At 63.1% G+C, this 25,238-nt stretch carries 23 protein-coding genes; 15 read left to right on the top strand and 8 right to left on the bottom strand.

Annotation, left to right across the window (positions count from 1 at the left end; genetic code table 11):
- The first annotated feature begins 13 nt into the window (after positions 1-13).
- The gene (locus BSF79_RS05625; RefSeq protein WP_090268881.1) at positions 14-820 is read left to right on the top strand and encodes an HTD2 family dehydratase; all 807 of its coding nucleotides are present in this window, start codon (positions 14-16) and stop codon (positions 818-820) included.
- A 139-nt stretch (positions 821-959) separates the two neighbouring features.
- On the opposite strand, the gene BSF79_RS05620 is transcribed toward BSF79_RS05625, so the two are convergent.
- A complete protein-coding gene (locus BSF79_RS05620) occupies positions 960-1,994 on the bottom strand; it encodes an NAD(P)/FAD-dependent oxidoreductase (RefSeq protein ID WP_090269093.1) in 1,035 nt (344 codons plus the stop codon).
- Positions 1,995-2,058: 64 nt separating this feature from the next.
- On the opposite strand from BSF79_RS05620, the gene mnmC2 reads away from it, so the two are divergent.
- Positions 2,059-2,736 (top strand): tRNA (5-methylaminomethyl-2-thiouridine)(34)-methyltransferase MnmC2, encoded by a 678-nt coding sequence (mnmC2, locus tag BSF79_RS05615; RefSeq protein WP_090268880.1) that lies wholly within the window; start codon positions 2,059-2,061, stop codon positions 2,734-2,736.
- Positions 2,733-3,602 carry a DMT family transporter gene (locus BSF79_RS05610; protein ID WP_090268879.1) on the top strand — a complete coding sequence of 290 codons (870 nt, stop codon included), beginning with the start codon at positions 2,733-2,735 and terminating at the stop codon, positions 3,600-3,602. Before mnmC2 ends, BSF79_RS05610 begins: the two co-directional genes overlap by 4 nt.
- Before the next feature lie 17 nt (positions 3,603-3,619).
- Here BSF79_RS05610 and BSF79_RS05605 read toward each other — a convergent pair whose 3' ends face one another.
- Positions 3,620-5,563: a lytic transglycosylase domain-containing protein gene (locus tag BSF79_RS05605; RefSeq protein WP_090269092.1), complete on the bottom strand. Its 1,944-nt coding sequence runs from the start codon at positions 5,561-5,563 to the stop codon at positions 3,620-3,622.
- Positions 5,564-5,719: 156 nt separating this feature from the next.
- Here BSF79_RS05605 and dapA point away from each other — a divergent pair, with 156 nt between their 5' ends.
- Entirely contained in the window at positions 5,720-6,595 is an 876-nt protein-coding gene (gene dapA / locus BSF79_RS05600; RefSeq protein ID WP_090268878.1) for a 4-hydroxy-tetrahydrodipicolinate synthase, read from the top strand.
- A gap of 20 nt (positions 6,596-6,615) precedes the next feature.
- On the opposite strand, the gene BSF79_RS05595 is transcribed toward dapA, so the two are convergent.
- On the bottom strand, positions 6,616-7,200 hold the full coding sequence (locus BSF79_RS05595; RefSeq protein ID WP_245776327.1) for a DUF2306 domain-containing protein: 585 nt from the start codon (positions 7,198-7,200) through the stop codon (positions 6,616-6,618).
- Positions 7,201-7,349: 149 nt separating this feature from the next.
- Between BSF79_RS05595 and BSF79_RS05590 the strand changes: the two genes are divergently transcribed.
- On the top strand, positions 7,350-7,940 hold the full coding sequence (locus tag BSF79_RS05590) for a TetR/AcrR family transcriptional regulator (RefSeq protein WP_090268876.1): 591 nt from the start codon (positions 7,350-7,352) through the stop codon (positions 7,938-7,940).
- A gap of 120 nt (positions 7,941-8,060) precedes the next feature.
- Here BSF79_RS05590 and BSF79_RS05585 read toward each other — a convergent pair whose 3' ends face one another.
- From BSF79_RS05585 to uraH, 5 genes are all read right to left on the bottom strand, one after another.
- Positions 8,061-9,245, bottom strand: a complete 1,185-nt coding sequence (locus tag BSF79_RS05585; RefSeq protein WP_090268875.1) for an amino acid aminotransferase — start codon at positions 9,243-9,245, stop codon at positions 8,061-8,063.
- A gap of 3 nt (positions 9,246-9,248) precedes the next feature.
- Positions 9,249-10,106 carry a 3-mercaptopyruvate sulfurtransferase gene (sseA, locus tag BSF79_RS05580; RefSeq protein WP_090268874.1) on the bottom strand — a complete coding sequence of 286 codons (858 nt, stop codon included), beginning with the start codon at positions 10,104-10,106 and terminating at the stop codon, positions 9,249-9,251.
- A gap of 89 nt (positions 10,107-10,195) precedes the next feature.
- Positions 10,196-10,486, bottom strand: coding sequence for a hypothetical protein (locus BSF79_RS05575; RefSeq protein WP_090268873.1), 291 nt, complete (start codon positions 10,484-10,486; stop codon positions 10,196-10,198).
- A 117-nt stretch (positions 10,487-10,603) separates the two neighbouring features.
- Positions 10,604-11,080: an SsrA-binding protein SmpB gene (gene smpB / locus BSF79_RS05570; RefSeq protein WP_090268872.1), complete on the bottom strand. Its 477-nt coding sequence runs from the start codon at positions 11,078-11,080 to the stop codon at positions 10,604-10,606.
- A gap of 84 nt (positions 11,081-11,164) precedes the next feature.
- On the bottom strand, positions 11,165-11,524 hold the full coding sequence (uraH, locus tag BSF79_RS05565) for a hydroxyisourate hydrolase (RefSeq protein ID WP_090268871.1): 360 nt from the start codon (positions 11,522-11,524) through the stop codon (positions 11,165-11,167).
- A 155-nt stretch (positions 11,525-11,679) separates the two neighbouring features.
- Between uraH and puuE the strand changes: the two genes are divergently transcribed.
- From puuE to BSF79_RS05515, 10 genes are all read left to right on the top strand, one after another.
- Positions 11,680-13,089: an allantoinase PuuE gene (gene puuE / locus BSF79_RS05560; RefSeq protein WP_090268870.1), complete on the top strand. Its 1,410-nt coding sequence runs from the start codon at positions 11,680-11,682 to the stop codon at positions 13,087-13,089.
- Positions 13,086-13,907, top strand: coding sequence for a bifunctional allantoicase/(S)-ureidoglycine aminohydrolase (locus tag BSF79_RS05555; protein ID WP_090268869.1), 822 nt, complete (start codon positions 13,086-13,088; stop codon positions 13,905-13,907). Before puuE ends, BSF79_RS05555 begins: the two co-directional genes overlap by 4 nt.
- Before the next feature lie 25 nt (positions 13,908-13,932).
- A complete protein-coding gene (locus BSF79_RS05550; RefSeq protein ID WP_090268868.1) occupies positions 13,933-14,421 on the top strand; it encodes an ureidoglycolate lyase in 489 nt (162 codons plus the stop codon).
- Positions 14,422-14,468: 47 nt separating this feature from the next.
- Positions 14,469-15,824 carry a uracil-xanthine permease family protein gene (locus BSF79_RS05545; RefSeq protein ID WP_090268867.1) on the top strand — a complete coding sequence of 452 codons (1,356 nt, stop codon included), beginning with the start codon at positions 14,469-14,471 and terminating at the stop codon, positions 15,822-15,824.
- Between the two features lie 144 nt (positions 15,825-15,968).
- Positions 15,969-17,321 carry an aminotransferase class III-fold pyridoxal phosphate-dependent enzyme gene (locus tag BSF79_RS05540; RefSeq protein ID WP_090268866.1) on the top strand — a complete coding sequence of 451 codons (1,353 nt, stop codon included), beginning with the start codon at positions 15,969-15,971 and terminating at the stop codon, positions 17,319-17,321.
- 242 nt (positions 17,322-17,563) lie between these two features.
- The gene (locus BSF79_RS05535; protein ID WP_090268865.1) at positions 17,564-19,237 is read left to right on the top strand and encodes a bifunctional protein tyrosine phosphatase family protein/NAD(P)/FAD-dependent oxidoreductase; all 1,674 of its coding nucleotides are present in this window, start codon (positions 17,564-17,566) and stop codon (positions 19,235-19,237) included.
- Between the two features lie 75 nt (positions 19,238-19,312).
- Positions 19,313-21,064 carry a SulP family inorganic anion transporter gene (locus BSF79_RS05530; RefSeq protein ID WP_090268864.1) on the top strand — a complete coding sequence of 584 codons (1,752 nt, stop codon included), beginning with the start codon at positions 19,313-19,315 and terminating at the stop codon, positions 21,062-21,064.
- 36 nt (positions 21,065-21,100) lie between these two features.
- A complete protein-coding gene (locus BSF79_RS05525; protein ID WP_090268863.1) occupies positions 21,101-21,823 on the top strand; it encodes a 2-dehydro-3-deoxygalactonokinase in 723 nt (240 codons plus the stop codon).
- Between the two features lie 46 nt (positions 21,824-21,869).
- Positions 21,870-22,886: a deoxyribose-phosphate aldolase gene (gene deoC, locus BSF79_RS05520; RefSeq protein WP_090268862.1), complete on the top strand. Its 1,017-nt coding sequence runs from the start codon at positions 21,870-21,872 to the stop codon at positions 22,884-22,886.
- 4 nt (positions 22,887-22,890) lie between these two features.
- Entirely contained in the window at positions 22,891-25,236 is a 2,346-nt protein-coding gene (locus BSF79_RS05515) for an aldehyde dehydrogenase family protein (RefSeq protein WP_090268861.1), read from the top strand.
- The last annotated feature ends 2 nt before the right edge of the window (positions 25,237-25,238 follow it).

The following is a 25,238-nucleotide window of genomic DNA, read 5'->3' as shown; positions in this document are numbered from 1 at the left end:
TACCGTCCCGCCCATGCAGAATGACGCCCCCAAACCGCTCCGTCAAACCGATGCCATGGACCCGGCCCGCGCCGCCGCGCTACACGTCAGCCTTGGCCAGCCCGCGACCGTCACGACCGGCACGCCCCTGCCGCCCTTCTTTCACCAGATCTACTTCTGGCACCCCGAGCCCGCCACCAACCTGGGCCGCGATGGCCACCCCGCCACCGGCACCGGCCTGATCCCCGACCTTGGCCTGCCGCGCCGGATGTGGGCCGGTGGCCGCCTGCACTTCGCCGCGCCGCTCTTGGCGGGCGTCCCGGCCATCAAAACCACCACCGTCGAAAGCACCACCCGCAAGGCTGGTCGCAGCGGCCCGCTCGGCTTCGTCACCCTGCGGCACGAAATCACCCAGAACGAAACCCTCTGCCTGACCGAGTGGCAAGACCTCGTCTACCGCGAGGATCCCACCCCCGGCGCCCCCACGCCCACACCGCCACAAGCCCCCACAGATGAGGACCTGTCCGAAACCGCCCACTTCGACTCAACGCTGCTGTTCCGCTACTCCGCGCTCACCTTCAACGGCCACCGGATCCACTACGATCTCGACTACGCTCGCACCATCGAAGGCTATGCCGGGCTGGTCACCCACGGCCCGCTGCTGGCACAACTGCTGATGCTGCAGGCCCAACGCCAACTCGGCAGCCTCACCACCTTCAGCTTTCGCGCCACCGCCCCCTTGATGCACACCGAACCGGCCACCCTGTGCTGGCGCAACGATGGCCAGATGTGGGTGCGCGGCCCCGACGGCAGACAAAACATGACCGCCACCGCCAGCTAACAGTCAGTTGTCAGACCGCGCGACACAGGCCCCATGCCCCACAGCGCACAACTCCACGCCAACCGAAGCACACACACCCGGCTTCTTTCTGATCCAAATACTCACCCGCAACACCGGCCCCGAACACACGGCCTGCGGATCAGAAACTGGCCTCTGCCCGAAACCCTTCCGGGATCGTATCCACCCCCTCCAACACCAGATCCGCCATCACCCGCGCCACCTTTGGTGCCATGCCAAATCCGATCTTGAAGCCACCATTGGCAATAAACTCTCCGGCCCGCACCGGATGCGCGCCCAACACCGGCGCACGGCTGCGCGTGCGCGGCCGCACCCCGGCCCAGCGTTCAATCACCTCAGCCCCCCGCAACGCAGGCACCGCCGCAAAGGCCCGCGCCAACACGTCGTCCAGCCGCCCGTCCACACTGTGGCCGTCCGCATAGTCCCGCTCGCTGGTTGACCCGATCGCCACCGTGCCATCCGCATGCGGCACCACATGCACCGTATCGGCAAACAACTGCGGTGCATCGCGCCGCTCCAGCCGCAACAGCGCCGCCTGCCCCTTGACCCCATTGCCAAAAACACGCGGGCGCACGGCGCTGATCTCTTCCAACCCGGCCACACCCGTGGCCCAGACAACCCGCCCCGCCGCCGCGCCCTCGGCCACAACCTCGACACCGCGCGCCCGCAACGCCGCGACCAACGCGGCACAGGCGCGGCGCGGATGCATCCGCCCGCTCAAACTGTCGCGGATCATCCAACCGGTCGGGCTGTCCGGCGCCCAGTCGCCACACTCCGCCGCCGGGATCACCTCCCACACCGCCTTGCCCTGCCACAGCGCCTCGGCACTCACCGCCCGCGCCCGCGCCAGCTCCAGCCCGCGCTCATCCGCCACCGGCTGCACCCGCCCGGTCCGGCCATAGCCCGCCGTGACCCCGCCCGCGACCTCGACCCCGGCCCAGAACGCTTCGGCCAACATCAGACTCTCGAACTGAAACTGCTTTTTGTCGTTCCAGTTCTCCGGCACATGCGGCGCCAGCGCGCCAACAATGCCACCACTTGCCCCGGCGCCCGGCCCGAACGGATCAATCACCTGCACCCGCGCCCCGCGCTGCACACAGGCCCAAGCCACCGACAGGCCAAACACCCCGGCCCCGTAAACGGTCACGTCCACCATTGCCATTCCCCCGGCCCCTCTGCATTGTCGCGCGGTATCCACCCGCGTTCTAAGGGATCCCCCCATGCAAGACCAGCGTGCCCAACTGACATGGCGCGACGAGGCGATCCCCGTCTCCACCCGCTTTGACGACCCATATTTCTCGCTCGACAATGGCCTTGCCGAAACCGCTTACGTGTTTCTGGGCGGCAACGACCTGCCCGCGCGCTTCACCCCCGATTTTCACATCGCCGAACTGGGCTTCGGCACCGGCCTGAACCTGCTCGCCGCGCTGAAACTCTGGCGCGACACCAACCAACCCGGCACGCTGCACTTCACCACGTTCGAGGCGTTTCCGATGCGCCCCGCCGACATGTTGCGCGCCCAAGCCGCCTTTCCCGAAATCGCCGAGGTTGCCGCCGACCTCGCGCCGCAGTGGTCCGACGAGCTGACCACGATCACCCTGCCCGACCTGCACTTCACGATGATCCGCGGCGATGCCCGCGAAACCCTGCCCAATTGGCCGGGCCGCGCCGATGCCTGGTTCCTCGATGGCTTCTCCCCCGCCAAAAACCCCGAGCTGTGGGAACCCGCCCTGATGACACATGTCGCCAACCATACGGCACCGAACGGAACGGCCGCCACCTATACCGCCGCCGGTTTTGTCCGGCGCGGGCTGCAAGATGCCGGTTTCATGGTGGACCGCCGCGCCGGTTTTGGCAGAAAACGTCACATGACGGTCGCGCGAAAGGCCCCCCAATGACCCAGAACAACACGCGGCTCGGCATCATGCTGATGATCGCCACCACCTTCGTCTTCGCCATGCAGGACGGGATTTCCCGCCACCTTGCTGCGGAATACAACGTGCTGATGGTGGTGATGATCCGCTACTGGTTCTTCGCCGCCTTCGTGGTCGCCGTCGCCGCGCGCAAGGCAGGCGGGCTGAGCAAGGCCGCGAAAACCAAACAACCCCTGCTGCAAGCCTTCCGGGCGGTGCTGCTGGTGGCTGAAATCTGCGTCGCCATCTGGGGCTTTACCGTGCTGGGGCTGGTCGAAAGCCACGCCGTCTTTGCCTGCTACCCGCTGCTGATCGCCGCGCTGTCTGGCCCGGTCCTTGGCGAAACTGTCGGCTGGCGCCGCTGGGTTGCCATCGGCGTCGGCTTTACCGGCATCGTGATCATCCTCGAACCCGGTTTTGGCGTATTCCAACCCGCCGCCGTGATCCCGCTGGTCTCGGCGCTGATGTTCGCCCTTTACGGCCTTCTGACCCGCTATGTCGCGCGGCAAGACAGCGCCACCACCTCGTTCTTCTGGACCGGCACCGTCGGCATGGTCGCCATGACCGCCGTCGGCGCGTGGTTCTGGGAACCGATGAATGCCCCCGACTGGATCTGGATGGCGGTGCTTTGCGTCACCGGCGCGCTGGGGCACTTCCTGCTGATCAAATGCTACGAGGTCGCCGAGGCCAGCGCCGTACAGCCCTTCGCCTATCTGCAACTGGTCTTCGCCTCGGTGCTGGGGGTCTTCGCCTTCGGTGAAACCATCCGCCACAACGTCGCCATTGGCACCGGGCTGATCGTCGCCGCCGGGCTGTTCACCCTGTGGCGCGAACGCCAAAGCACAACCTGACGGCCCGCTCACCCAACTCAGTCAGCCAGCAATGTCCGCCCTGACAACTCGGCGCTGAACGGCACCGGCAACGGATCGCGCCCCAGCCGTGCGCGGTAAATCGGCAAGGATTCCGCCACCCGCATCACATAATTCTGCGTCTCCCGGAACGGGATCTCCTCGATCCAGTCGACCACATCCACGCCACCCACGCGCGGATCACCGCGTTCCTGCATCCAGCGCGTGGGCCGCCCCGGTCCGGCATTATACCCCGCCGCCACCAGCACCACATTGCCACCGAAATCCTCGGCCAGCCCCGCCAGATAAGCACTGCCCAACACCGCGTTATAGCTCCAGTCGCTCAGCACCTTGCCCGGCTCATGCTCCAGCCCCAGCCGCTTCGCCACCAAGGTCGAGGTCCCCGGCATCAGCTGCATCAGCCCCTGCGCCCCGGCCCCGCTGACCACGCCTGCATCGAATTCGCTCTCGCGCCGCGCGATCGACAGCGCCAACTCCATCGGCACCGGCAACGTCAACTTCCGCATCGGGTGCAGCGCATAATAGGGCCGCGACAACGTGATCCCCTTCTTCGCCGCCTCCTTGCCGATCATCACCGCCAGATGCGGCTGATCCAACTCAATCGCCATCTCGCCCATCTGGCCCAGCTCGGCCCGGTCCAGCCCTTCGGCCAGATGCGTCAGGAACTGTTCGGCCAGCGCGATCTGCCCCGCGTTGATCAGCAAGATCCCCGCTTCAAACACCGAAGACTTGGTAAACGCCGCCTGCCGCCAGCCCGGAAACGCCTCTTCCCCGGCCAACGTGGTGTCAAACGCCACCCCACCACGCTCGGCGGCCAGCAATCCGTAAAAACTCGTCTGATATTGCGCGCCCTCGGCATAGGCCAGCTTGGCCGCTTCGCCATCCCCCAGCGCCTCTTGCGCCCGGCCAATCCAGTACCCCGCCCGACCCAGTGAAATCGGCGTCTCCACCGCCGCGCGGAACCGTTGGAAATGGTCCAGCGCCAGCGCCGGGTCGTTCAGGAACCGCAGCGCCAGATACCCCGACAACCACTCCAGATCGGCATAGCTCGACCCCTCCTGCAACCCGTGATGCGCCGCCAGCCGATATGCCTCCTGCGCCTTGCCGTCGCGCATCCGGTCGCGCGCCAGATACCGCCGCCACCCCGCCCAGCGTTCCGGCTCGCCCAGCAACTCCGGCGTCGCACTGCGCTCCAGCATCAACGCCACGGCATCATCAGTGCGCCCCTTGCGCAACCGCCACTCGAACCGCGCATAGGCCAGGCCCGCATCACCGCGCAGCGCCTCGGGCACCGCCTCGATCAGTTGATCAACCCCGTCCCGATCCGCCGCCAGCCCCAGCCGCGCCGCCGCCAACCGCCGCTGCCCGTCCGTCACCAGCGGCAGCATCCGCGCCACATTGCTGGCCCAGCCGCGCCACAGCGCCATATCCAACCGCGCCGCATGATGCGGTGCCAACAACGCGCCATGCCGGGCCAGAAACGCATCCTGCTCGCCCGGCTCCAACGCCATCACCCGCCACGCCAGTACCAACTCGGCCTCGGCATCGCCCCGGCTTCCGGTCGTCGCCAACGCCTCGGCATGGGCCAGAACCCCGGCTCCGGTCTGCGCCGCCTCGTCTTGAAAAAACGCCAGAACCTCCGCCGGGCTTGCGCCCTCCAGCATCCCCTCGCTGCGCTTGCGCAACAGCTTCAGCCCCGGCCAGTCGCTGCGCCGCTGCAAAAACCCGCGCACCTCGGCCAGATCACCCTGCCCGGCCCGCAACCGCTGCCACTCGACAATGTCGCCGGCCACGCCGCCCGCCCGCGCCGCCAGCCGCTCTGCATTTTCCCAATTTCCCGCCCGCGCCGCCTCCAGCGCATTGGCCAACGGCCGTGGCCCATCGGCTCCAGCGCCCGAAGCAAAGAGGGAAATGGCAATCACAAAGGGAATCACGCGCAACATCTCTTGCTTTTCCAAAGGGACAAGGGATAGACAGCCCAAGCTTAATTGCGCATTCCCTTGTCTGCAATTCACGAACTTGGCAGATCGGCAAACCGCCGCTAGGGTGCGCGACCTCGATCCGGGCAGTCGCCCGCCACAACGCGAAAGGAGCGTGTCATGTTCAAAGGGTCATTCCCTGCCCTGGTCACGCCGTTCAAGAACGGCGAGCTGGATCTGGAAACGCTTAAAAAGCTCATCGAGTGGCATATCGGCGAAGGCAGCAACGGCTTTGTTCCCGTCGGCACCACCGGCGAAAGCCCCACCCTGACCCACCGCGAGCATGAAATCGTGGTCGAGGAAACCGTTCGCGCCGCCGCCGGCCGCGTGCCGGTGATCGCGGGTGCCGGCTCCAACAACACCCTCGAAGGCATCCGCCTGATTCAGCACGCTGAAAAGGTCGGCGCCGATGCCGCCCTCGTGGTCACGCCCTATTACAACAAGCCCACCCAGCGTGGCCTGATCGCGCATTTCACCGCGCTGCATGATTGCTGCACCCTGCCGATCATCATCTACAACATCCCCGGCCGCTCGGTCGTGGACATGTCGCCCGAAACCATGGGCGTGCTGGCCGAACTGCCGCGCATCATCGGCGTCAAGGATGCCACCGGCGATCTGGCCCGCGTTTCGCAGCAGCGCATCACCTGCGGCGCTGATTTCATTCAGCTCTCGGGCGAAGATGCCACCGCTCTGGGCTTCAACGCCCACGGCGGCGTCGGCTGTATCTCGGTCACCGCCAACGTCGCGCCGAAGCTGTGTGCCGAGTTTCAGGCCGCCACCCTGCGCGGCGATTACGCCACAGCCCTCGACTATCAGGACCGTCTGATGCCCCTGCACGAGGCGATCTTCCTCGAGCCCGGCCTCGTCGGCGCCAAATATGGCATGTCCCGTCTTGGCCTATGCTCAGAAGAGGTGCGCCTGCCGCTTTCCGGCCTGACTGACACCACCAAGGCTCGCATTGACGCCGGAATGCGCCACGCCGGGCTGATCAACTGATCCCCCGACCATAGGTGCCATCAAAGCCCGCCTTTGGCGGGCTTTTTGCTGCGCAAAAGCCAGTATTCGACCACCAGCGCATTCGGCACCCAGCACGCCCACGAGATCACCGTATAAGACAGATCGAAGGGCCAACCCAAAATCTGCGAGACCGCCAGATAAATCCGCAATGTGACCGCCGCAAACGTCAGCGCGGCCGACCGGATCATCCAAACCCGGTGCTCTGCAATACGCTTTTCGCGCGCCAGCCAAACCGCGCGCGCCGTAACCGACACCCACACAACCCCCAACAGCCCAAAGCCGAGCCCCGCAACCGTGCCCGCCTCGGTTTGGCTCGCCAGCAACATGCCCCCGATCCCCGACAACAGCACCGACACAGCATATACCCGCCCGATCCAGCGATGCACTGCGGGGCGACGGCGGCGCAGATCCGTCCAGAATTGCACCGGCATCAGCAACAGCGCCAGCGGCGCAAACCCGACATGCGCGAAAAAGAACAGGGGCCGCTGCTGCGCGTGGTACAGCATGAAATTCATGCTCGCCTCGACCCCGAATGCGATGAACCGCCATGACGCAAGCGCGACAAGCAGGCTTAAGATCCACAAGAGCGATCTGGAAAGAACGGAAGAAGACATATCAGGCCTCGCTATTTACCACTGAATACTGCGCGCGCCTCAACGGCGCCCACGTGAACTTGACACTGTCAAAATACAAATAAACTTGACGACGTCAAGTTGGCAAGACACAAGTGCAGATGTCTGCAAAAACGCCCCATCACCACGGCAATCTGCGCCCCGCCCTGATCGCCGCTGGAATTACCGTGCTGGAAGAGGACGGAATGGCCGGGCTGTCCTTGCGAAAAGTCGCGGCAAAGGTCGGCGTATCACACGCCGCGCCGGCGCATCACTTCAATGGCAAAAACGGGCTTCTTCTGGGGATCGCCGCCGAAGGGTTCCGCACCTTCGTCAAGTTGATGCAAGAGGGCCGCGATACCGCCGCCCCCGATCCTCAGGCGCAGCTTCTGGGCCTGTGTCATGGCTACCTGAAATTTGCCGACGAACATCAGGCGCTTTTTCAGCTGATCTTCTCGACGGAAATCAAAAATGACCCTGACGAGGATCTGCGCAAGGTCTCGCTACAGGCGTTCGATATGTTGGTCGACACCTGCGCCCTGTTCGAACCCTCGCCCCAGCACGAGCGCGCCAACGAAGTCATGATCTGGTCGCTGGTGCACGGCTATGCCACCTTGCGCCGTTTCAATCGCATGATGGCATCCGAGCGTAACGTGGTGATGCCGTTTGACCTGATCCTGCCCAAGATGACCCCAAAAGCACCGCCGGGCTAGCGTGGTTCACGGACAGAAAAGGGCGGGCAAATTGCCCACCCTCTGTCGTTCTCAACCCTCAAACCATACGCTGCCGTATATGCATGTCATGTGCATGCGTTGTGTATCGGTTGTGCAGGTTCAAATCCCGGTGTCGATGATTGCCTTGGCCAGGATCGGTACCGTGGTTGCGTTCAGCCCGGCGATGTTCAACCGGCTGTCCCCGACCATGTAAATCGCATGCTCCGCCCGCAGCCGTTCGACCATCTCCGGCGTGGTGCCCAACCGCGAAAACATGCCGCGATGCTGCGCGATAAAGCCGAACCGATCCGACCCCGACAGCCGTTGCAGCTCATCCGCCAACTGCTGCCGCAGCCCCAGCATCGACAGCCGCACATCTTCCAGTTCCGCCGCCCAATCGGCCCGCAAATCCGCATCGTTCAGGATCATCGTCACCAACCGCGCGCCATGGTCCGGCGGGAAAGAAAAGTTCTGCCGGTTCAGATAGTTAAGCGATCCTTGCGTCAGCCCCCGCAGGCTCTTGTCCTGCGCCACGGCCATCAAGATCCCGGTGCGTTCGCGGTAGACACCGAAGTTCTTGGAACAACTTGCCGCAATCAGGCATTCCGGCACCGACGAGGCCACCAACCGCGTCGCCGCTGCGTCCTCTTCCAGCCCGTCTCCGAACCCCTGATAGGCAATGTCGATCATCGGCATCGCGCCGGTTTTCAACAACATATCAATCACTTGCTGCCATTGCGTCAGGTTCAGGTTGGCCCCCGTCGGGTTGTGACAGCAGCCATGCAGCAACACCACATCGCCCGCTTTCATCTGCCCCAGATCGGCCAGCATCCCCTCGAAATCCACACCCCGGCTTTCACTATCGAAATAGCGATATTCAACCACCGGCATCTCAAGATGTTTCAGGATACTCAAATGGTTAGGCCAAGTCGGGTTGGACACGAAAATCCGTGCCTCGGGATTAGCCATGCGGATCATCTCGAACGCCTGCCGCACCGCGCCGGTGCCGCCCGGCGTTGCCGCCGCAGCCACCTGATCACGCGCTACCGCGTTGCCTAGAACCAGATCGAACATCGCATCCGAAAACGCCGGATCCCCCGCCAAAGCCACATAGCTCTTGGTGGTTTCCTGTTCCCAAAGCTGCTTTTCCGCCGCCTTCACCGCCCGCATCACCGGCGTGATGCCCTCGGCGTTTTTGTACACTCCGACACCCAGATCAATCTTGGTCGGGCGCGGGTCATCCTTGTAAAGCTGTATTAACGCAAGGATTTTATCGGCGGGGTGGGTTTTCAGGGTGCTGAACATGTTTCAGGCTTCTCCGGTGGCGACGGGCACAGTGGGGAAGGCCCCCCATTCTGACCATGATCCGTCATAAAGCGAATGATCTGTTTTGCCGATCCGTTCCAGCGCAAGGCTCAGCACGGCCGCCGTCACCCCTGATCCGCACGAGGTGATCACGGGCTTCGACAGATCCACCCCTGCGGACTGAAACGCGGCGCGCAGTTCGTCAGGCGCTTTCATCGTGGAATCGGCGTTCAGAAGTGTTTTGAAATAAACGTTTTTTGATCCGGGGATGTGCCCCTTGCGCAGCCCGGCGCGCGGCTCGTCAACCTCGCCACGGAACCGTTCGGGCGCGCGGGCATCGACGATGACATAATCGCCCAGCTTCGAGGCAGAGGCCACCTGTGTGACATCCTTGACCATGTGATTCTGCCGCCGCACCGTCATGTGGCGATCGCGCACGACGGGGGGCAGATCTTCGGTGTCGCGGCCCTCGGCCTGCCATTTCGGCAAGCCCCCGTCCAGAACGGCGATGTTGTCCTGCCCCATCAGCCGGAACAGCCACCACACACGCGCGGCAGAAAACAGCCCCTCGCTGTCATAGACCACCACCTGATGCCCATCGCCCACACCCATCGCCCGCATCCGAGACATGAACTTTTCGACCGGCGGCACCATATGCGGCAGGTCCGAGCGCAGATCGCTGATCTCGTCGATGTCAAAGAACCGCGCATTCGGGATGTGGGCCAAGCCATAATTCGCGCGCGCGTTGCGCGGATCGCCGGGCAAGTAACAGGTCGCATCCAGCACCCGCAGGTCGGGATCTTTCAGATGCGCCGCCAGCCAGTCGGTTGAAACCAGAGTTTTCGGATCATCCTGTGCCATATGGACCCCCCTTATTGCTATAGGCCTGACTACATCGCGGGGGGCATACTGGCAAGAGCGGGTGCCCAATCCGGGCACCCATCATTGGCTTACTTGGCCATCATGTTGCGCACGGCACCCACGATTGCCAGAACAACGCCGCCACCAATGCCGCCGCCAGCAACCTGACCGATGATCGCGCCGATATCCAGCCCGCCGGCATCGCCAGCAATGCCCGCCAGATCAGGCGTGCCCAGCATGCCCAGCAGCGTGCCACCAAGACCACCACCAACAACACCGGACAGCGAGTTGATCAGCGTGCCCTGATTGAGTGATTTAAACAGGCCACCGGCAGCGTTGCCGCCAACTGCGCCCGCAATCAAACTGATGAGAAGTTCCATTGTATTTCCCCTTCCAGACGGGCCTTATCCGATTTTGGGCGCGGCCCGGCCCAAGGCTGTCGCGCAGCGGCAGCCTACATCAGAAGTTGAAATATCCAGAAAGGGAAAAACCCCGGCCTATTCCCCGTGGCGCAGCAGGCGTTGCTGCTGACGGCCCCAATCGCGCTTGGCTTCGCTGTCGCGCTTGTCGTGGTTCTGCTTGCCTTTGGCGATGCCGATCTTCAGCTTGGCCAGGCCTTTGTGGTTGAAATACAGCACCAGCGGCACAAGGGTCATGCCCTTGCGCTGGGTCGCCGTCCACAGCCGCGACATTTCCTTTTTCGACACCAACAGCTTGCGCTTACGCCGCTCTTCGTGCTTCCAGGTTTTGGCCTGCTCATAGGGGGCGATATAGCCGTTGATCAGCCACAGCTCGCCATCTTCAACCGAGGCATAGCTTTCGGCGATGTTCGAGTTTTTCTCGCGCAGCGACTTCACTTCGGACCCTTGCAGCATGATCCCGCATTCCAGATCATCCTCGATGGCATAGTCAAACCGTGCCCGCCGATTTTCGGCGATCACTTTATAATTCGGGTCTGTCTTTTCCTTTGCCATGGGCCTTTCCTATCCGCGCGTAACGTTGCTGTCCATCCAAGGGCTTATCTAGGAACTTTCACACGCAATTCCAAGCCGCCCGGCTTAACTGCCGCGATAGGTGGACATACCATAGGCCGACAGCAGCAGCGGCACGTGGTAATGCGCCTCGGCGTCGGAAATGCCGAACCGGATCGGCACCACATCCAGAAATCGCGGCTTTTCCGGCGGGGTGCCGATGGCATCCAGATAGGCCCCGGCCTGAAACAGCAGTTCGTACACCCCAACCGCGAATTGATCGGCAGGCAGGATCGGGCTGTCGGTGCGCCCATCCGCGTTGGTGGTCATTTCGGCCAGTTGCACCCGCGTCTCGCCCTCGATCCGAAACAGGGTGATTGTCAGATTCGCAGCGGGACAACCGCGCGCCGTATCCAAAACGTGGGTTGTCAGATATCCTTGGGCCATCGCGGCGCTCCTTTTGCGGGCAAATACAGGCGTGATGCCGGAAGGATAGGCTGAAACAGGACCGGACCACACGCCTGAAAGTGTTTCAAGAATTTCTTGAAAGAGACAAGCCCACCAAATGCCTTAGAACCAAGCCAGCAATGGAAAGAACAAGAATGCAGCGTTATCCCCGCAATATGACCGGCTATGGCGCCACGCCGCCCCACGCGCAATGGCCCGGCGATGCCAAAGTCGCCGTGCAATTCGTGCTGAACTATGAAGAGGGCGGTGAGAATAATATCCTGCACGGCGATGCTGGGTCCGAGGCGTTTCTGTCCGACATCGCAGGCGCTGCCCCCTGGCCCGGCCAGCGGCACTGGAACATGGAATCGATCTATGACTATGGCGCGCGGGCCGGGTTCTGGCGGCTGCACCGGCTGTTCACCGGCGCGGACATCCCCGTCACCATCTACGGCGTCGCCACCGCGTTGGCGCGCAGCCCCGAACAGGTCGAGGCGATGCAGACCGCCGAATGGGAAATTGCCAGCCACGGCCTGAAGTGGGTCGAACATAAGGACATGTCCGAGGCCGAAGAGCGCGCCGCGATTGCCGAAGCAATCCGCCTGCATACCGAGGTCACCGGCACCCGCCCGCGCGGCTGGTACACCGGGCGCTGTTCGGTCAACACCGTGCGGCTGGTCGCCGAAGAGGGTGGGTTCGATTACATCTCGGACACCTACGACGATGATCTGCCCTATTGGATCGAGGTCGGCGACCGCGATCAACTGATCATCCCCTATACGCTTGAAGCCAACGACATGCGCTTTGCCACAGCGCCCGGATATATCACTGGCGAGCAGTTTTTTACCTACCTCAAAGACGCCTTCGATACCCTCTATGCCGAAGGCACCACCGCGCCCAAGATGCTCAGCATCGGCCTGCATTGCCGCCTGATCGGACGGCCCGGTAAACTGGCGGGGCTGAAGCGGTTCATCGAGTACATCAAAGGCTTCGAGGGCGTCTGGACCCCGCGCCGGATCGAGATCGCCCAGCACTGGGCCACGACCCACCCGCATCAGCGTTTCGACCGGCCCAGCCTGATGAGCCGCGCGGCTTTCGTGACCAAATTCGGCGGCATCTTTGAACATTCCGCATGGATCGCGGAGCGCGCCTTTGATCTGGAACTTGGCCCCGCCCATGACTCCGCTGCAGGCATCCACAATGCCCTTGCCCGCATATTCCGCTCCGCCACTCAGGAAGAACGCCTTGGCGTTCTGCGTGCGCACCCAGATCTGGCCGGGAAACTGGCGACAGCCAAGCGGCTGACCGCGGACTCGACCTCGGAACAATCCAGCGCGGGGCTTGATGCCCTGACGGATCAGGACCTTCAGGCCTTCACGCAGCTGAATACCCAATATACCGAAAAACACGGTTTCCCCTTCATCATCGCGGTGCGCGACCATACCAAGTCCAGCATTCTCGAAAACTTTACACGCCGCGTTAGCAACGCATCAGACATCGAATTCGCCGAGGCCTGCAAACAGGTCGAACGCATCGCCCGCCTGCGACTGGAGGCCCTTCTATGACCGCCAAAACCTATGCCTTTCCGCACGGAGGCCTGCCCGAGCAGGACGTGAACCCAGAAGGCACCGCCATCTTCACGACCGCCTATGCGGTCATCCCCGCCCACACGATGCGCGATATCGTGACCTCGCTGCTGCCCGGCTGGACCCGCACCCGCGCTTGGGTTCTGGCGCGCCCGCTGTCCGGCTTTGCCGAAACCTTCGCGCAGTATGCGGTCGAGGTGGCTCCCGGTGGCGGCTCCGACACCCCTGAGCCCGACCCAGAGGCGCAGGCCGCGATCCTTGTCGCAAGCGGCACCATGCGCCTGACCGTGAATGGCACCGCCCATACTCTGGCTGCAGGCGGCTTTGCCCATATTCCGATCGGCGCAATCTGGACCGTGCATAACGACGGCCCCGCCCCTCTGTGCTTTCACTGGGTCCGCAAACGCTGGCACGCCGCGCCGGGCCTCCAACGCCCGCCGCTGGTGATCACCTCCGATCACGACGTGCCCGCTCAAACCATGCCCAATACCGATCTGTGGTCCACCACCCGCTTTGTCGACACCACCGACCTGCGCTTTGATTGCCACGTCAATATTGTCACCTTCCAGCCCGGCGGGCGCATTCCCTTCGCCGAAACCCATGTGATGGAACACGGGCTGTATGTGCTGCAAGGCACGGCGCGATACCTGCTGAACACCGACTGGGTCGAGGTTGGCCCCGGTGATTTCATGTGGCTGCGCGCCTTCTGCCCGCAGGCTTGCATTGCCACCGGCACCGAACCCTTTCGCTATCTTTTGTATAAAGATGTGAACCGCCATCCAGCCCTGACCCTTTGACCTGACCCGCCGAGCCAAACCGCGCATGACCAAGACGATCAAAACCCAACCGCTGACAGCCCAAGCCTTCGCCCCCTATGGCGATGTGCTTGAGGCCGAAGGCACGCCCGACAAAATCATCAATCAGGGGTGTTGCGGCCGCTATCACGACCGTGCGCTGCTGGATTTTGGCGCCGACGGCCGCGCCGGTATCTCGGTCTTCAAGGCCCAGCCGCGCAGCCTGCCCTATGCACTGGATCTGGTCGAGCGCCACCCCGAAGGCAGTCAGGCGTTCATCCCGATGAGCCAGCACCCCTGGCTGGTCATCGTGGCATCGGACAACAATGGCACGCCGGACGATATCCGCGCCTTCATCGCGGCACCCGGTCAGGGGATCAACCTGCATCGCGGCATCTGGCACGGGGTGCTGACACCGCTGCACGCGCCCGGCCTGTTCGCCGTGATCGACCGCATCGGCGACACGGCCAACCTTCAGGAACACAAGCTCGACCACCCCATAACAATCACAGACTGATGCCCCCGACCAAGAAGGGGCCGCACAATCCAACAGGAGAAATAGGGATGACAGACACGACACTCGGGACCCCGGCCCAGATGATGGACCCGGACTATACGCCGCCGCTGGCCAAGGCGGTACCGCTGGGAATTCAGCACGTTCTGGCGATGTTCGCCAGCAACGTCACCCCCGCGATCATCGTGGCCGGGGCAGCGGGCTTTGGCTTTGGTTCGGATCAGGGCGCGCTCGGGTTTCCCGACATGACCTATATGATCCAGATGTCGATGCTGTTTGCGGGCATCGCCACACTGTTTCAGACCATCGGCATTGGTCCGGTGGGCGCGCGGCTTCCGATCGTGCAGGGCACCAGCTTTGCCTTTCTGCCAATCATGATCCCGGCGGTGGCCGGGCAAGGCACGGCCGGAATGGCGGGCCTGATGACCGGCGTGTTGATCGGCGGCTGTTTCCACTTCCTGCTGGGGACTGTGATCGGCAAGATCCGTTTTGCCCTACCGCCACTGGTCACCGGCCTGATCGTGCTGATGATCGGTCTGGCGCTGGTCAAGGTGGGCATCCAGTATGCCGCTGGCGGCGTACCGCTGATCGGCAAGCCCGCATTCGGGTCGCTGGCGATGTGGCTGCCCGCGCTGGTGGTGATTGTCGTGACGCTGGCGATCAAGTTCTTCACCAAGGGGCTGATGTCCGTTGCCGCGGTTCTAGTGGGTCTGGTCGCGGGCTATGTCGTGGCCTATTTCATGGGGCAGGTCAGCTTTTCCAAGATCGCCTTTGCCCCGCTGTTCGAACTGCCGACACCGTTCAAATGGGGGCTTCAGTTCAACTCGGCCATTGTCATCGGCATGTGCTTCATGGCGGTGATTTCTGCGATTGAAACCGTCGGCGATGTCAGCGGCATCACCAAGGGTGGCGCGGGCCGCGAGGCGACCGACAAGGAAATCACCGGCGCCACCTTTGCCGATGGTCTGGGCACCGCAGTGGCGGGCGTTTTCGGCGGGCTGCCCAACACTTCGTTCAGTCAGAATGTCGGCCTGATCAGCATGACCGGGGTGATGAGCCGCCACGTTGTCACAATCGGCGCGATCTTTCTGATCATTTGCGGCATGATTCCGAAATTCGGCGCGATCGTGGCCACGGTGCCGATCAACGTGCTGGGTGGCGGCGTTATCGTGATGTTCGGCATGGTCTGCGCCGCGGGGATCAGCATGTTGTCTGACGTGACCTGGAACCGGCGCAACATGGTGATCTTCGCCGTCTCGCTGTCGGTTGGCCTTGGGCTGCAAATGGTGCCCGAGGCGCTTCAGCATACGGGCAAAACGGTGCAAATTCTGCTGACCAGCGGCCTTCTGCCTGCCGCAGGCCTGTCGATCCTGCTAAACTTGATCCTGCCGGAAGAGCTGGACTAAGCCCTACGGGGTCGATGCACAAATCAGCACCCCTCGCCGATTTCGGCGGGAGGCTTCGTTTTCTGGCGCAATACGTCGCCATTGCACTTGGACCGGCCGCAGACTCACGTTAGGATTTGATCAAATTTGGATTGGAGCACCGCCATGAAAGACGACAACTTCCTCAAAGAAAATAATGCACGCCACCTGTGGCACCCGATGGGCCACCCGGCGGACGTGCAAGCTAATGAACCCACCATCATCAAAGCGGCTGAAGGGGTTCATATCACCGATATCGACGGACACAGCGTGGTCGATGCCGTGGGCGGTCTGTGGTGTGTGAACCTTGGCTATTCCAACAATGTGATCAAAGAGGCCATCGCCAAGCAGCTTTATGATCTGCCCTACTACTCGGCCTTTGCCGGGGCCACCAACCCGGCGGCGATCGAGGCATCGTATGCCGTGCGCGAGTTTTTCAAGGAAGACGGCGTGGCGCGGGTGTTCTTCACCTCGGGCGGGTCGGATTCGGTGGAAACCTGCCTGCGACTGGCGCGGCAGTATCACCGGCTGCGGGGCGAACCGACGCGCACCAAGTTCCTGAGCCTCAAGAAAGGCTATCACGGCACCCATTTCGGCGGCGCCAGCGTCAATGGCAACAACCGGTTCCGCACGGCATACGAGCCGCTTCTGGCGGGATGTTTCCACCTGCCCAGCCCCTATACCTATCACAACCCGTTCAACGAAACGGATGGTGCTGTTCTGGCGCAAAACATCGCCGCCGCGATGGAAGACGAGATCGCCTTCCAAGGTGCCAGCACGATCGCCGCGTTTATTATGGAGCCAATTCAAGGGGCTGGCGGGGTTATCGTGCCCGATGCCAGCTTCATGCGGCTGATGCGCGAGATCTGTGATCGGCATGGGATTTTGTTGATCTCGGACGAGGTGATCACCGGATTTGGGCGGACAGGTGATTGGTCGGGGGCGCGTCATTGGGGGGTGCAGCCGGATATGATGAGCACCGCCAAGGGCATTACCTCGGGGTATTTCCCGGTGGGTGCCGCGCTGATGAGCGAGAAGGTCGCCGATGTGTTCGAAAAGGACACCACCGGCGAGGGCGCGATTTATCACGGCTATACCTATTCGGCGCATCCTGTGGGGGCCGCCGCGGTCACCGCCTGCCTGTCCGAAACCCTGCGGCTGGACACCAAGACCAACGCCGCCGCACGCGGCACGCAGCTGTACGAAGGCGTTCTGCAACTTGCTGATAAATATGACATTATCGGCGACGTTCGCGGTGGCCACGGATTGATGACCGGGATCGAGATTGTCAGCGACAAGGCCAGCAAAACCGCGATGGACATGGCAACGATGAAGCGCATCCACAAGACCGCCTATGAGGCCGGGGCGATGGTGCGGCTGGGCGGGCACAACGTGCTGATGTCGCCGCCGCTGACCATCACCGACGACGAGGTGAACGTGATCCTTGGGGCGCTTGACGCGGGCTTTGCAGCCGCCTGATCCGGGGTTGACCTGATGTGAGAAGTATCACCCGCCCTCGACCGAGGGCGGGTTTTTTCGTGTCGGTGACACATCGGTTTCACGTCGGTATTACGTCGGTATTGCATCGGTGCGAAATCGCGCCCCCAAGCCGCCCCACCGGGGGGCTGTGTCATTGCGCCCCAGCGCAGAAGCTCTATTGAACTAAACATTCATATTACTTTATATGTTCACAAACGAGGAGCCCTCGAAAGGACCGCACAATGGACCCCAAAAAAATCTCGGACGAGATCTCTGTCGCGCCACAAATCCTGCCGGACGACGTCGGCGCGCTGGCGCAGATGGGCTTTCGCTCGATCCTGTGCAACCGGCCTGACGGCGAAGCGGCGGATCAGCCGACCTTTGAAGAGATCGACGCCGCGGCGCGGGCCGCCGGGCTGACAGCCCAGTATCTGCCGATCGTGGCGGGCAAGGTGTCGGATCAGGATGCAGCGGATTTCGGCAAGGCGATGGTTTCGCTGCCGGGGCCGGTTCTGGCGTATTGCCGGACGGGCACGCGTTCGGCCACGCTGTGGTCTTTGGCGGTAGCGAAGGACAAATCGCCCTCGGATATCCTGAGCGCGACCAAGGCGGCCGGGTATGACATGGCGGGCGTGGTGCGCCGGATCGTCAATGGCGGCAAGACCCCGACCGACACCGGCGATGCAAAGTATGACGTGGTAATCGTGGGCGGCGGCGCGGCGGGCATTTCGGTGGCGTCAAGCCTGATCGCGCGCAAGTCGGATCTGAACATCGCCATTCTGGACCCGGCCGACATTCATTACTATCAACCCGGTTGGACCATGGTGGGCGCGGGTATTTTCGACGCACAGACCACGGCCAAGACCATGGGCAGCCTGATCCCCAAAGGGGTGCATTGGATCAAATCTGCCGTGGCGGCGTTTGAGCCCAAGGACAACGCCGTTGTTCTGGATGGATGCCGAGTGGTGAAATACGATCGCTTGGTCGTGTGCCCCGGTCTGAAGCTGGACTGGAACAAGGTTGAGGGGCTGGTCGAGACGCTGGGCAAGAACGGCGTGACCTCGAACTATCGCTATGATCTGGCGCCTTACACTTGGGAACTGGTGAAGGGGCTGAAAGAGGGGCGGGCGCTGTTCACCCAGCCGCCGATGCCGATCAAATGTGCCGGTGCGCCGCAAAAGGCGATGTATCTGTCTGGTGATACCTGGCTGCGCAATGGCGCGCTGAAGGACATTGATATCAGGTTCATGAACGCCGGCGGTGTGCTGTTTGGCGTGAAGGATTACGTGCCCGCGCTTGAGGCCTATGTGAAGCGGTACGATGCCAGTTTGAACTTCTTCCACAATCTGGTGGCGGTGGACGGTCCGGCGAAAAAGGCGTGGTTTGACGTGACCAAGCCCGACACCCCGGTTGAACGGGTCGAGGTCGAGTTCGACATGATGCATGTCTGCCCGCCGCAGGTTGCGCCGGATTTCATCCGGGTGTCGCCGCTGGCCGATGCCGCCGGGTGGGTCGATGTCGATCAGGCGACGCTGCGCCACAAGGAATATGACAACATCTGGTCGCTGGGCGATGTGATGAACGCGCCCAACGCCAAGACCGCCGCCGCCGCGCGGATGCAGGCGCCGATCGTGGCGCAGAATCTGGTGGATGACATCAGTGGCACATCACCGACGGCGCTGTACAATGGCTATGGCTCGTGCCCGCTGACGGTGGAGCGCGGCAAGATCGTGCTGGCTGAGTTTGGCTATGGCGGGGCGTTGCTGCCGTCATTCCCCAAGTGGATGCTGGATGGCACCAAGCCGACCCGCGCAGCGTGGATCCTGAAAGAGCAGATCCTGCCGCCGGTATACTGGAAGGCGATGCTGCGCGGTCGCGAGTGGCTGGCGAAGCCCGAGAAGGTATCGGCCAGCTAGGCAAGACAGACACAAGACCACGGCAGGCAGGGTAAACCCTGCCTGATATATTTTCTGATCCAAGGACATCGCCTCATGCGACTGCCGACACTGAACCGCAAGCATCTGGAACGCCATCTGCCGATTTTGCAGTGGTCCAAGACATATGACCGCGAAACGCTGACCTCGGACATGGCGGCGGCGGTGATTGTGACGATCATGCTGATCCCGCAATCGCTGGCCTATGCGTTGCTGGCGGGGTTGCCGGCGGAAATGGGGCTTTATGCCTCGATCCTGCCGCTGGTGGCCTATGCGGTGTTCGGCACCAGCCGGGTGCTGGCGGTGGGGCCGGTGGCGGTGGTGTCGCTGATGACAGCGGCGGCGGTGGGCAATCTGGCGTTGCAGGGCACGGCGGAATATGTGGTGGCGGCGATCACGCTGGCGTTCATTTCGGGGCTTATCTTGTTGGTGATGGGGGTGTTCCGGCTGGGGTTTCTGGCGAATTTCCTGTCACATCCGGTGATCGCGGGGTTCATCACGGCCTCGGGGGTGCTGATCGCCACCAGCCAGATGAAGCATCTGTTTGGCATCAAGGCCGAGGGGCATACCCTGCCGCAGCTGTTGGGGTCGCTGTTCGAGAACCAGCATCTGGCCAATCCGATCACGTTGTTTATCGGGCTGACCACGACGGCGTTTCTGTTCTGGGTGCGCAAGGGGTTGAAGCCGCTGTTGCTGGCGACCGGGATGAAGCCACGGCTGGCCGATATCATGGCCAAGGCTGGGCCGGTCGCGGCGGTGGTTGTGACCACGCTGGCGACCTGGATTTTCGGGTTGCAGGACAAGGGTGTGCGGATCGTGGGCGAGGTGCCGATGGGTTTGCCGCCGCTGACGTTGCCATCGTTTGATGCGGATCTGTGGTCGTCGTTGTTTGTGTCGGCGCTGCTGATTTCGGTCATCGGGTTTGTGGAATCGGTGTCGGTCGCGCAGACACTGGCCGCGAAAAGGCGCCAGCGGATCATCCCGGATCAGGAGCTGATCGGGTTGGGGGCGTCGAACATCGCCGCCGCAATCTCGGGCGGGTATCCGGTGACGGGCGGGTTTGCGCGCTCGGTCGTGAACTTCGACGCGGGGGCAGAGACGCCCGCGGCGGGGGCGTTCACGGCGGTGGGCATCCTGTTGGCCGCGCTGCTACTGACGCCGCTTTTGTATTTCTTGCCGAACGCAACGCTGGCCGCAACGATCATCGTGGCTGTGCTGAGCCTTGTCGACTTCTCGATCCTGAGCAAAACGTGGTCGTACTCCAAGGTGGATTTCACCGCCGTGGCATCGACGATCGCGCTGACGCTGGGGTTCGGGGTTGAGGTTGGCGTGTCGGTCGGGGTGATCCTGTCGATCGGGTTGTTCCTGTACAAAACCTCGCGGCCGCATGTGGCCGAGGTGGGGCTGGTGCCGGGCACGCAGCATTTCCGCAACATCAACCGGCATGACGTTCAGACCGCGCCGTCGATGGTGACGCTGCGGATCGACGAAAGCCTGTATTTCGCCAACGCGCGGTTCCTTGAGGATTACATTTACAACCGCATCGCCTGTGACGAGCCGATCAAGGATGTGGTGTTGATGTGCTCGGCCGTGAACGAGGTGGATATGTCGGCGCTGGAAAGCCTTGAGGCGATCAATCAGCGGCTGAAGGATCTGGACATCAAGCTGCACCTGTCCGAGGTCAAAGGCCCGGTGATGGACCGGCTGAAGCGCAGCCATTTTCTGGATGAGCTGTCGGGCGAGGTGTTCCTGTCGCAATACGACGCGATGGTGCGGCTGACCCGATCGGACCAAAGCGAAGGCGCCTGAATTGACGGGTCTGCGCCGGGCGGGTATCTGCGGGGCATGACACAGATAGATTGGTTCGGCGTGATTGAGGATGATGGCAAGGCCCAAGGCTGGGGCTTTGCCGGTGGTGCGGTCTGTGCCACCGCCAGCGGCGCCGATGCGGCAGAGGTTATGGCGCAATTGGGCGCTGACACCGCGCTGATCGTGCGTGCCGGTGAGGCCGCGCAACCTGTGCCATGTGCGCTGCGCCCCGATGCTTTGCCGCTGGGCGATCTGGTGCAGGCGGCCCCGTTGGGGCGATTGCCCGCGCCGGTTCGGCTGCATCTGCTGGGGCTGGTCACGCTGCATACCAATTGGGATGGGGTGGCCTGTGTGATCGGGCCGGACCGCAGCCATTGGGTGCAGATCAGCGCCGGGGAAGCGGTGAGTTTCCAAAGTTTTCTGACCCCGCGCCTGTGGCATGCCCTGAACGCAGGCGATGCGGCGGACGCGCAGGCCGTGGCCGACACGCAATCCCGCCCCGAGCGATTGGCGACACATCTGAGCAGCGCCGAATTGCGCGGTGATTTCGCTGCCATCGCGGGCCATCTGATCGGGGCTGAGCTGTCGGCGGCGCGGCCCTATTGGCTGGGTCAGCAGGTGGCGGTGCTGGGCGACAGCGCGCTGGTGCCCGCCTATTGCGCAGCACTTGCGGCGCAGGGCGTGCCGGTTGCCACCCCGGAAAACACCGCCCCCGCGGGGCTGGTGGGGCTGCGCAACGCAGGCCGGATCACGCCCTGACGCGACGCGCGCGCTTGCCAAGATGCGGGCCTCATGCGACGCTGAGATGAACACCGATCATGGGAGGGGCGAGGTGCAGACCGACACCCAAAACATCAAAACACACCTGCCGCTGGTCACCGAGCTGCGCAATCCCGGCATGGCGCTGGATCTGGATTGGGTGCGCGCGGCGCAGGCCAACACCTCGGCCATCGAGCGGCGTGCGGCCACTCTGCCCGGTCGGCGCAGTGTGAAGAAAGAGTATCAGGCGGCGTGGTTGCTGAAGGCGATCACCTGCATTGATCTGACCACGCTGGCGGGCGATGACACTGTCGGGCGGGTGCAGCGCCTGTGCGCCAAGGCGCGCCAGCCCGTGCGCCACGATATCCTAGAGGCGTTGGGTGTGGACGGGATCACCACCGGCGCGGTCTGCGTGTATCACGAGATGGTCGCCCCGGCTGTGGCCGCACTTGAGGGCACGGGAATTCCCGTGGCGGCGGTTTCCACCGGGTTTCCGGCGGGGTTGTCGCCGTTCCATCTGCGCGTGGCCGAGATCGGCGAGAGTGTGAATGCCGGAGCGCATGAGATTGATATCGTGATTTCGCGGCGGCATGTTCTGACTGGCAACTGGCAGGCGCTGTATGACGAGATGCGCGCCTTTCGCGCGGCCTGCGGCGAGGCGCATGTGAAGGCAATTCTGGCCACCGGCGAATTGGGCAGTCTGCGCAATGTGGCGCGGGCCAGTCTGGTGTGCATGATGGCGGGGGCGGATTTCATCAAGACCTCGACCGGGAAGGAAAGCGTGAATGCGACGCTGCCGGTCAGTCTGGTGATGATCCGCGCAATCCGCGAGTATCACGAGCGCACCGGGGTGCGCATTGGCTATAAGCCGGCGGGCGGGATTTCCAAGGCCAAGGATGCGTTGGTTTATCTGAGCCTGATCAAGGAAGAGCTGGGAAATCGCTGGCTGCAACCGGATCTGTTCCGCTTTGGCGCGTCGTCGCTGTTGGGGGATATCGAGCGCCAGTTGGAGCATCATGTCACTGGCGCCTATTCCGCGTCCTACCGCCATTCGATGGGATAAGACGATGAGTGTAAAAGAGATTTTCGAGAGCATGGAGTATGGCCCCGCGCCTGAAACCGCAGCCGAGGCTTTGGCGTGGCTGGTGGATCAGGGCGACCGGTTCGGGCATTTCATCAATGGCAGCTTTACCGCGCCGGGCGAGGGGTTTTTGTCGAAAAACCCGGCCACGGGTGAAACGCTGGCGATGCTGACGCAGGCGACGCAAGCGGATGTGGATACCGCGGTCGAGGCCGCGCGCAAGGCGCAGCCGAAGTGGGAGAAGCTGGGCGGGCATGGTCGTGCGCGGCATATGTATGCGCTGACGCGGTTGATGCAGAAACATGCGCGGCTGTTTGCGGTGCTGGAAACGCTGGATAACGGCAAGCCGATCCGCGAAAGCCGCGACATCGACGTGCCGCTGGCGCAGCGGCATTTTTATTACCACGCGGGCATGGCGCAGCTGATGCAGGCCGAGATGCCGGACCGCCGCGCCTTGGGCGTGTGTGGCCAGATCATCCCGTGGAATTTCCCCCTGCTGATGCTGGCGTGGAAGGTGGCCCCCGCTTTGGCGATGGGCAACACGGTGGTGCTGAAGCCTGCTGAATACACCTCGCTGACGGCGCTGTTGTTTGCGGATATTTGCCGACAGGCCGGGCTGCCCAAGGGCGTGGTCAATATCGTGACCGGCGACGGCGCGGTCGGCGAGATGATCGTGGCCCATGAGGGGATCGACAAAATCGCCTTTACCGGCTCGACCGAGGTGGGGCGCAAGATCCGGCAAGCGACGGCGGGCAGCGGCAAGGCGCTGACATTGGAGCTGGGCGGTAAGTCGCCCTATATCGTGTTCGATGACGCTGATCTGGACAGCGCGGTTGAGGGGCTGGTCGATGCGATCTGGTTCAATCAGGGACAGGTCTGTTGCGCAGGCTCGCGGCTGTTGGTCCAAGAAGGCGTGGCCGAGCGGTTCCACGCCAAGCTGCGCGCACGGATGGACGGGCTGCGGATCGGTGATCCGTTGGACAAATGCATTGACGTGGGCGCGATCGTGGACCCGGTGCAGGTGCAAACCATCCGCGACATGGTGGACGGCAATACCGAGGGCGAGACCTATTGCGTGAACGCACAGCTGCCTGCGGGCGGGTGCTATTATCCACCGACGCTGATCACCGGGCTGACGCCGACGTCACGCCTGATGCAGGAAGAGATATTCGGCCCGGTTCTGGTCTCGACCACCTTCCGCACCCCGACCGAGGCGGTGGATGTGGCCAACAACACGCGCTATGGCCTTGCCGCGACGGTCTGGACCGAGAACGTGAACCTTGCGCTGGATATCGCACCCAAGCTGGTTGCCGGTGTGGTCTGGGTCAATGCCACCAATCTGTTTGACGCCGCCGCGGGCTTTGGCGGGATGCGTGAAAGCGGGTTCGGGCGCGAAGGCGGTTGGGAAGGCCTGAACGCCTATACCCGGCCCAAGGGCAAGACCAAGCCGCTGACCAAGATCGAAGGCTTCACCGGCGAGGGTAGCGAGGCCGAGGGGATCGACCGGACGCCGAAGCTGTATATCGGCGGCAAGCAGGCGCGGCCTGATGGCGGATATTCACAGCCGGTGTTTTCACGCGCCGGGGCGCTGCTGGGTCAGGTGCCGATTGCCGGGCGCAAGGATGTGCGCAACGCGGTCGAAGCGGCGCGCGGTGCCGGTGGCTGGGCCAAAAGCACGGCACATCTGCGGGCACAGATCCTGTATTACATCGCCGAAAACCTGTCGGCGCGGGCGGCGGAGTTTGCCGCGCGGATTGATGGGCTGACCGGCGGGCGCAGTGGCGCAAAAGAGGTCGAGGCCAGTATCAGCCGCCTGTTCACCTATGCCGCCTGGGCCGACAAGTTTGACGGGCAGGTCAAAAGCGTGCCGATCCGCGGTGTCGCCATGGCGATGCGCGAACCGGTGGGCGTGATCGGCGCGATCTGCCCCGACGAAGCGCCGCTGCTGGGGCTGGTATCCGTCATGGCGCCAGCGATTGCGATGGGCAACCGGATGGTTCTGGCCGCAAGCGAGGCGTTTCCGCTGGCCGCGACCGATTTTTATCAGGTGCTGGATACGTCGGATGTGCCGGGCGGGGTGGTGAACATTCTGACCGGGCCACATGCGGATCTGGCCAAGGTTCTGGCGCAGCATCTGGATGTTGACGCGGTCTGGAGCTTTTCGTCGTCTGAACTGTCGGGGCTGATCGAAGCCGCCAGCGCGGGCAACCTCAAGCGCAGCTGGGTCAACAACGGTCAGGCGCGCGACTGGATGGGAACCGAGGGCGAAGGCCGCGCGTTTCTTGAGGCCGCAACCGAGGTCAAGACGATCTGGGTGCCCTACGGCGAGTAAGG

This window comes from Thalassovita taeanensis (genome assembly GCF_900110775.1).
Classification (GTDB): domain Bacteria; phylum Pseudomonadota; class Alphaproteobacteria; order Rhodobacterales; family Rhodobacteraceae; genus Litorimicrobium; species Litorimicrobium taeanense.
This window is presented reverse-complemented; position numbering and strand designations above follow the sequence as displayed.